Origin of the sequence: Bacillus cereus group sp. BfR-BA-01381 (genome assembly GCF_022663555.1) — a bacterium.
Lineage (GTDB): Bacteria > Bacillota > Bacilli > Bacillales > Bacillaceae_G > Bacillus_A > Bacillus_A pacificus.
Map to the genome: position 1 here is coordinate 1 of NZ_JAKUFR010000343.1, position 223 is coordinate 223.

Consider the following 223-nt stretch of genomic DNA (forward strand, 5'->3'; position numbering starts at 1 on the left):
CTTGGTTATCAGCAGCAGGTTTAGTTGCTGGATTTTGTTCCGGATTGTCAGTAGCAGGTTTAGTTGCTGGATTTTGTTCCGGATTGTCAGTAGCAGGTTTAGTTGCTGGATGTTGTTCCGGATTATCAGTAACAGGTTTAGTTGCTGAATCTTGCTCCGGATTATCAGTAGCAGGTTTAGCTACTGGATCTGGCACTTGTTTATTAGTATCCTGTTTGGTGCC

Annotated in this window: 1 pseudogene; it reads right to left on the minus strand. The window is 43.5% G+C overall.

What is annotated here, in order from left to right:
• Window positions 1-223: pseudogene (locus MR079_RS28960) on the minus strand (hypothetical protein); the annotation flags it as partial.